Source organism: Actinomycetota bacterium, from assembly GCA_035536535.1.
Classification (GTDB): Bacteria; Actinomycetota; JAICYB01; order JAICYB01; family JAICYB01; genus DATLNZ01.
Map to the genome: position 1 here is coordinate 1 of DATLNZ010000031.1, position 6,309 is coordinate 6,309.

Below are 6,309 nucleotides of genomic sequence, written 5' to 3' on the forward strand. Positions count from 1 at the left end.
AAAGCCGGCGCGACGGAGGCGCCCCACGCCCCCACGGCACCCCTCACCTGAGCGCCACGACCTCAAAGCGCCAAAGATGCGAGGTGCCGCCCTATAGGCGGGATCCTGTCCCGGCCGCAAGCGGCCGGTGGCGGCCATCCATCTAGGCGACGCGTCTCCGCGCCGCTCAAGCGGCCTACCCGGGAGCATCGGACGGGCCGCCCGCTCCCTGCTTGGCCTTGCTCCCGACGGGTCCGCCCAGCCGCCCGGTCACCCGGACGCTGGTGGGCTCTTACCCCACCGTTTCACCCTTACCGGACTTTCGTCCGGCGGTCTGGTCTCTGTGGCGGTTGCCGCGGGTCTCCCCGCCTGGGTGTTATCCAGCGCCTTGCCCTGTGGAGTCCCGACCTTCCTCGGCACCGGCGAACCGATGACGCGGCCGCCCGGGCGGCTCCTCGCACCTCATTGTACGTCCGACTACGGCGGCATCGGCTTCGGCGGGGGCCCGTCCAGCAGCGGGTCGCGCAAGTGCGTGGTGTCGTTGACGAGCCGGACGCGCCACAGCTCGCGCCGGGCCTGGAACACGGTGATGGAGCACGGGTCGATCTCCACCGCGAGCAGGACAAGGTACGGCGCCTGCAGCCTCTGCCTGATCAGCGTCAGGATCGGCCCCCCGTGCGTGACGGCGACGATGGTCTGTCCCTTGTGCTCCGCGGCCGCGGACTCCCACCAGCGCCCGAGCCGCTCCCCCACCGCGTGCCACGACTCCCCGTCCGGGGGCTCGACCGTGTCGTCGGTCACCCACTCCTGGAACCGGTCGGGGAACTGCGCCGACACCTCCGTGGTGGTCAGTCCCTCCCATCGGCCGAAGTCGCACTCGCGCAGGTCGCGCTCGACGCGCGGGACGAGTCCGGTCGCGCGCTCGACGGCAGCGGACGTCCGGCGGCAGCGCTTCATCGGCGACACGTAAAGCGCCTCGATGTCCAGCTTCGACAGCCGCGCTGCGAGCAGCTCGGCCTGTCCGGCCCCCTCGTCGGTGAGGTCCACGTCGGTGGATCCGGCGAAACGACGCTCCACGGATGCGGGGGTCTGTCCGTGCCGGACGACGATGATCCGCGTGGCGCCGTTCATGCGCGCTGCATCTCGAGTCGGCCGGTACGGACGAACGTCCGGATGCCGTCGCGCGACAGCATCCCGTGGGCCGACAGCAGCCACGCCAGCAGCAGGGCGCCCACCAGCTCCTGCAGGTACAGGCCCGGGTTGCGGAAGGGGTTGAAGTATCCGAGCAGCCCATAGGGCAGGGGGTGCGGGGGGAACTCGGTCCCGAACAGGGGCCACCAGAACGTCTGCGGGATCGACCACATGCCGTCCTCGGCGATGTGCAGCAGCGAGCCGGTGGGCAGCATCACGAGCCTTCGCTTCACGCGTCCCCGCATGAAAAAGAGGATGCAGAAGAACGCGACGTTGACGAGCAGCGTGTGGCCCCACAGCCGTCCCGTCTCAAAGCGGCCGCGCAGCAGGATGCGTCCGATCGGCTTGTCGATCAGATCCGGCAGCAGGGCGCCCAGCGCGGCGAAGCGGTAGTCGACGCGCGTGTTCCCGCGAAAGACAAACCACAGGATGGCGATGGTCGTGCCGATGTGCCAGAGGATCACCGGCGCATTATGCCCGCGAGCGCACGGCCGCCGGGCGCCTCAGTTGACGACGAGGATCCTCCGGCAGTGCTCGCAACGGAAAATCAGGTCGCCCGCCCGCGCGGCGCGTTTGATCCGGTCCCGCTCCATGGCCGACAGCGTCTCCCGGCAGGCGGTGCAGACGCCGGCCTCCAGGGCACCGGCGCCGATGCCACGCTTGTTCTCGCGCAGGTCCTCGTACAGCTCGAGGATGTCGTCCGGGATGGCGGGCAGGATTCCCTCCCGCCGAGCGTCCTCCACGGCGAGCTCCTGGTCGATGTGCCCGGATTGGTCCGCAATCTTGCCCCGAAGGACGTCCGCCTCGGCCTCCAGGTCGGCGATCTCGGCCCGGAGGCGGTCGCGCTCGGCGTACAGCTCGTCTCGCAGGATCATCTGCTCGACGGCCCCGTCCTCCAGTGGCGCCTTGCGGCGGCGCAGCATCTCCACCTCGGCGGTGATTCCGGACAGCTCCTTCGGGTTGACCACCTGGCCGGAATACATCCGCTGCTCCTCCGAGGTGATCTTGGCCACGATCGCTGAGGCCTCGGCCTCCAGGCGGTCCATCTCCTTGACGACTTTGGCGATCTGGTCGTCCAGACGCTGGATGGCGGCTTGGATCTCGGCAACCCGCTGCTCGCGGTCGGCCAGCTCGATGCGCTCGGGCAGTTGCGCCTTACGTTCGTTGAGGCGGTCGCGGGTGAGGTCCACCTGCTGAAGGTCGAGCAGGGGCTTGAGGGACTGCGCGGTCGTCTCTTCTGTCCCCATCGCGATCAGTCTATGCCCGGCCCGAACCGCCTGCGCCTGTAGCCCACCGGCGCTCGAGCCGGACGCACAACTCGTCCAGCGAGTCCAGTGCGAGGTCGGCGGTGGCGGCCTCCGGTCGCAGCGCGTGCAGGTGACCCCACGGCCCCCGCTTCAGGAACACACCCGTCATGCCCGCGCGGGCCGCGGGGAGCACATCGTTGTCCAGCCGGTCGCCGACGTAGGCGATGCGGTCCGGCGGGAGTCCCGCTGAGGCGACGACGCGGCCGAAGAAGTCCGGGGACGGCTTCTCCACCCCCCACGACGCCGACGACGCCACCACGTCTGCCGGCACGTCGGCGGCCCGCAGCGCGTCCTCCACCCACGTGGCTGTGTTGCCGGAGATCCCCAGCAGCCATCCACGCTGTTTGACCTCCGCCAGGCAGGCCAGCGCGTCGGGGTAGAAGTCATCTGGACGGATCTGCGTTCCGCCGGCCGCGGCGTACGCCGGCTCCAGGGCCGCGCGGTCCACGCCCGGCGCGACAATGTCGTACGCGCGCCGGTGGTCCTCGCCCCGCTCGATCACCCCGCCTAGGACGCCGAACAGCGTCAGCGGGGGGACGTTCAGCAACCGGGCCCAGATCGTCCAGAATCTGGTCTCGTCCACCAGCGTCTCGCCCACGTCGAAAAACACGGCTCTGGCGGACATACGCCGACGATACAGGGGGTCCAAGTGACGCGGAGCGTCCGGTTCGACTGGGACAAGGGCACCGTCGAAGGTCTGGTGGACGAGGCGTCCGGCGCGAGGGCCAGGCTCGTTCTTGGACACGGAGCGGGGGCCGGGATGTCCCACCCGTTCATGGCGGCGGTGGCGGAGAAGCTCGCTGCGCGCGGCATCGAGGTGGTGCGTTTCAACTTCCCCTACATGCAGTCCGGACGAAAGTCGCCCGGACCCGCGGCGGAGGCCGAGTCGTGCTTCACGTCGGTCCTGGAGTCGCTGGCCGATGGGCTGCCCACGTTCGCGGGGGGAAAGTCCTACGGGGGCCGGATGGCCTCGCATGTCGCGGCGTCCGGGGCGCCGATGGAGGGGCTCGTGTTCCTGGGATACCCGCTACACCCACCCGGCCGCACGGACAAGATCCGGGACGCGCACCTGGAGTCCGTTCCCGTCCCCATGCTGTTCGTCCAGGGAACCAAGGACACGTTCGCCCAGCCGGACCTTCTTCGCCGGGTGTTGTCGCGTCTTCCGACCGCGACGCTGATGGAGGTTGGAGGCGGCGACCACTCCTTCAAAGTGGGCCGGCGCCCCGCGTCCGAGGTTCTGGACGAGGTCTGTGACGGGGTGGCTGCGTTCGCGGACAAGGCACTCGGCGACGGAGTGCGCGGCGCATGAGAGCCGACCCCCAGCTCGTCGCGTCGCTCGTCCGCACCGCGAAGGACCTCGGCGAGCTCCGCGACCTCCTTGCCGCCAACGGGATCAGGCCCAGGACCAACAGGGGCCTGGACCGCCGGTTGCGCCGAAGCTGGAGGAGAGCCAACGCCGAGGAGGCCAAGCGGCTTCAGGCGCAGCCCCTTGAAGCTCTCGACCACCTGCCGTATTCCGAGGTGGTCGCTGGCGGCATCGTCTTCAGGATCCACGGCATCGCCCACGGACAGGGCTTCGCCGCCAAGCCGGGAGCGGAGCTGAAGCAGCTCGTCCGGACGGCGGCGGGCTCCTTTGAGCAGGGTCCGGACTGCGGCTACGCCACCGAGGGCGGGTTCGTCCGGCTGTTCGGACTGCCGGAGGACCGGCAGCTGCGCTACGGGCAGGCGCTCATGAGGCGGGCCGGGGCGCGGCGCATCGTCCGGATGCTCCTGTCGGCGGCCCTGATCCCGCCCGTCCTGCCGTTTCTGTCGGTGGTGTCGCGGATGTCGCGCGACGCGTCGATGCGCGAAGCCGTGGCGTCGCTGTCCGACCCCCGCCGTCTGGTGAGGGCGCGCCGGCTGATCGCCCTCTACGACCTCCCGCAGCCCATCGACGCCGAACTGAAGATGGCGACGAAGCGCGACTTCGGACTCCTCCACTCCGAGGAGATGGCGCGCGAACTGCTCAGGGTTGCCCGGGAGCGGGGCGTGCGCAAGATGCACGCGATCGTCGGCCTCGGCCACGAAGCCGAGATGGTGTGGGCGCTTCCGCGACTGGCGTCCGGCTGAGACCTCAGCGCGTAACGACGACCTTCGTACCCAGCTGCGCCCAGTCCCACATCCTGGCCGCGTCGGCCTTGCGCTGACGCACGCACCCGCGGCTGCGGAACTGGCCGACTTCGTCGTCGCGCTGGATCTGCTGGCCCTTGCGGTTGGTCGGGATGGCGTGGAAACCGATGGCCAGGGGCTTGCCGCGGATGAACCTCACCATGTACTCCAGTCGCAGTCCGCCGCTGGCCGATGAGTTCCGCGATCTCGAGAAGACGCTGTGGGTGCCGGGCTTGGGGACGTTCTTGCGTCCGGACACCGGCCACGTCCCGAACACCGTCCCGTTCTGCTCGACCAGCCAGACACGCTGCTGTGAGTTGGAGTACACGACGCGCCGGCCCTCGCCCGATCCGCCCGGGACCGCAGGCTGCGGCTCCGGTTGCGGCGCGGGCTGCGGTGGGGGTGGCGCCGGCTCGGGGGCCGGTGCGGGGGTGGGCGTGGGAGTCGGGTTGAGTGGTGGGAGCTGGGCCGAGGCCGGGAGCCGGACGACGGAGGCCAGGACGAAGGCGGCTACCAGCGCGGCGGCGACTACGAACCCGCGACGACTCCTGAACAGTGCCATGAGGACCTCCTCCCCATGACCTATCCCCTGCCGTGGAGGCCGCCCAAACCTCCCCAAAACGGGCTACGCCAGGGTCATCAGCCTCTCCGCCGCGGCGTGCAGGGTCTCGAGCTTCTTGGGAAAGGCGAAGCGGATCTTGTCCGCCCCGTCACGCGGGTTGGAGTAGAAGCTGGACCCCGGCACGGCGGCGACACCGACCTCGGTGATGAGCCTGCGCGAGAAGCCGATGTCGTCGGCGTCGGGGTCGAAGCGCGACGTGTCGCACATGACGTAGTACGCGCCGTCGGGGACGCGAAGTCCGAAGCCGGCTTTCTCCAGGGCGCCGCACAGGACGTCCCGGCGCTCCCGGTACTCGACGGCAAGGCGGTCGTAGTAGTCCGGCGGCATGTTCATGGCCGCCACTCCCCCCTCCTGCAACGGAGCGGCGGCCCCCACGGTGAGGAAGTCGTGGACCTTGCGGATCGCGCCGGTGGCGGCCGGCGGGGCGATCGTCCATCCCACCCGCCACCCAGTGACGGCGTAGGTCTTCGACAGCGCATTGATCGTGACCGTGCGGTCCTCCAGGCCGGGCACGGTGGCGGGCGGGATGTGTCCGCCCGGCCCCATGTAGTGGATGTGCTCGTAGATCTCGTCGGTGAGCACGTAGGTGTCCCACTGCTGGCACAGGCCGCTGATGAGGTCCAGCTCCTCGCGGGTAAAGACCTTGCCCGTCGGGTTGTGCGGAGTGTTGACGATGATGGCGCGCGTCCGGGGGCCGAAGGCCGACCGCAGGTCCGCCTCGTCGAAGTGCCAGTCCGGCTCGTGCAGCTTCACGAACCGGGGTACCGCGCCGGACAGGATCGTGTCCGGGCCGTAGTTTTCGTACCAGGGCTCGAAGATGACGACCTCGTCGCCTGGGTCCAGCAGCGCGAGGCACGCCGCGATCATGGCCTCGGTCGAGCCGCACGTGACGCAGATCTGGGTCTCCGGGTCGACCTTCCAGCCCGGATAGGTCCGCTCGTTCTTCGCGGCGATCGCCTCGCGGAAGCCGCGGGCCCCCCAGGTGATCGCGTACTGGTTGACGTCGGCATCAAGGGCCGCCTTGGCGGCGTCCTTGAGCTCCTGGGGGCACGAGAAGTCGGG

General features: G+C 69.9%; 8 protein-coding genes and 1 other RNA gene. 2 read left to right on the forward strand and 7 right to left on the reverse strand.

Translation table 11 applies throughout. The annotated features are described in order from the left end of the window. Positions 1-78 precede the first annotated feature (78 nt). The 5 genes from rnpB to VNE62_02195 all read right to left on the reverse strand — a co-directional run bounded on the left by rnpB (position 79) and on the right by VNE62_02195 (position 3,102). An RNA gene (rnpB, locus tag VNE62_02175) (RNase P RNA component class A) lies at positions 79-434 on the reverse strand. A 22-nt stretch (positions 435-456) separates the two neighbouring features. Beyond that, entirely contained in the window at positions 457-1,110 is a 654-nt protein-coding gene (locus VNE62_02180; protein HVE91095.1) for a histidine phosphatase family protein, read from the reverse strand. Then, a complete protein-coding gene (locus tag VNE62_02185) occupies positions 1,107-1,634 on the reverse strand; it encodes a metal-dependent hydrolase (GenBank protein ID HVE91096.1) in 528 nt (175 codons plus the stop codon). The genes VNE62_02180 and VNE62_02185 overlap by 4 nt, the downstream gene beginning before the upstream one ends. A gap of 39 nt (positions 1,635-1,673) precedes the next feature. Further along, positions 1,674-2,417: a C4-type zinc ribbon domain-containing protein gene (locus VNE62_02190; GenBank protein HVE91097.1), complete on the reverse strand. Its 744-nt coding sequence runs from the start codon at positions 2,415-2,417 to the stop codon at positions 1,674-1,676. Between the two features lie 10 nt (positions 2,418-2,427). Beyond that, a complete protein-coding gene (locus VNE62_02195) occupies positions 2,428-3,102 on the reverse strand; it encodes an HAD family hydrolase (protein ID HVE91098.1) in 675 nt (224 codons plus the stop codon). A gap of 24 nt (positions 3,103-3,126) precedes the next feature. On the opposite strand from VNE62_02195, the gene VNE62_02200 reads away from it, so the two are divergent. Both VNE62_02200 and VNE62_02205 read left to right on the forward strand, forming a co-directional pair. Further along, the gene (locus VNE62_02200) at positions 3,127-3,786 is read left to right on the forward strand and encodes an alpha/beta family hydrolase (protein ID HVE91099.1); all 660 of its coding nucleotides are present in this window, start codon (positions 3,127-3,129) and stop codon (positions 3,784-3,786) included. Then, on the forward strand, positions 3,783-4,586 hold the full coding sequence (locus VNE62_02205; protein ID HVE91100.1) for a hypothetical protein: 804 nt from the start codon (positions 3,783-3,785) through the stop codon (positions 4,584-4,586). Before VNE62_02200 ends, VNE62_02205 begins: the two co-directional genes overlap by 4 nt. A 4-nt stretch (positions 4,587-4,590) precedes the next feature. Here the strand turns inward: VNE62_02205 and VNE62_02210 are convergent, their stop codons facing one another. Both VNE62_02210 and VNE62_02215 read right to left on the reverse strand, forming a co-directional pair. Continuing rightward, positions 4,591-5,187: a L,D-transpeptidase gene (locus VNE62_02210; GenBank protein ID HVE91101.1), complete on the reverse strand. Its 597-nt coding sequence runs from the start codon at positions 5,185-5,187 to the stop codon at positions 4,591-4,593. Between the two features lie 63 nt (positions 5,188-5,250). Then, the coding region (locus VNE62_02215) for an aminotransferase class I/II-fold pyridoxal phosphate-dependent enzyme (protein HVE91102.1) at positions 5,251-6,309 on the reverse strand (1,059 nt) is incomplete at its 5' end.

Coding starts and splice junctions, on each gene's coding strand:
- VNE62_02180 (HVE91095.1), bottom strand. CDS start 1,110: ATGAACGGCGCCACGCGGATCATCGTCGTCCGGCACGGACAGACCCCC.
- VNE62_02205 (HVE91100.1), top strand. CDS start 3,783: ATGAGAGCCGACCCCCAGCTCGTCGCGTCGCTCGTCCGCACCGCGAAG.
- VNE62_02190 (HVE91097.1), bottom strand. CDS start 2,417: ATGGGGACAGAAGAGACGACCGCGCAGTCCCTCAAGCCCCTGCTCGAC.
- VNE62_02210 (HVE91101.1), bottom strand. CDS start 5,187: ATGGCACTGTTCAGGAGTCGTCGCGGGTTCGTAGTCGCCGCCGCGCTG.
- VNE62_02195 (HVE91098.1), bottom strand. CDS start 3,102: ATGTCCGCCAGAGCCGTGTTTTTCGACGTGGGCGAGACGCTGGTGGAC.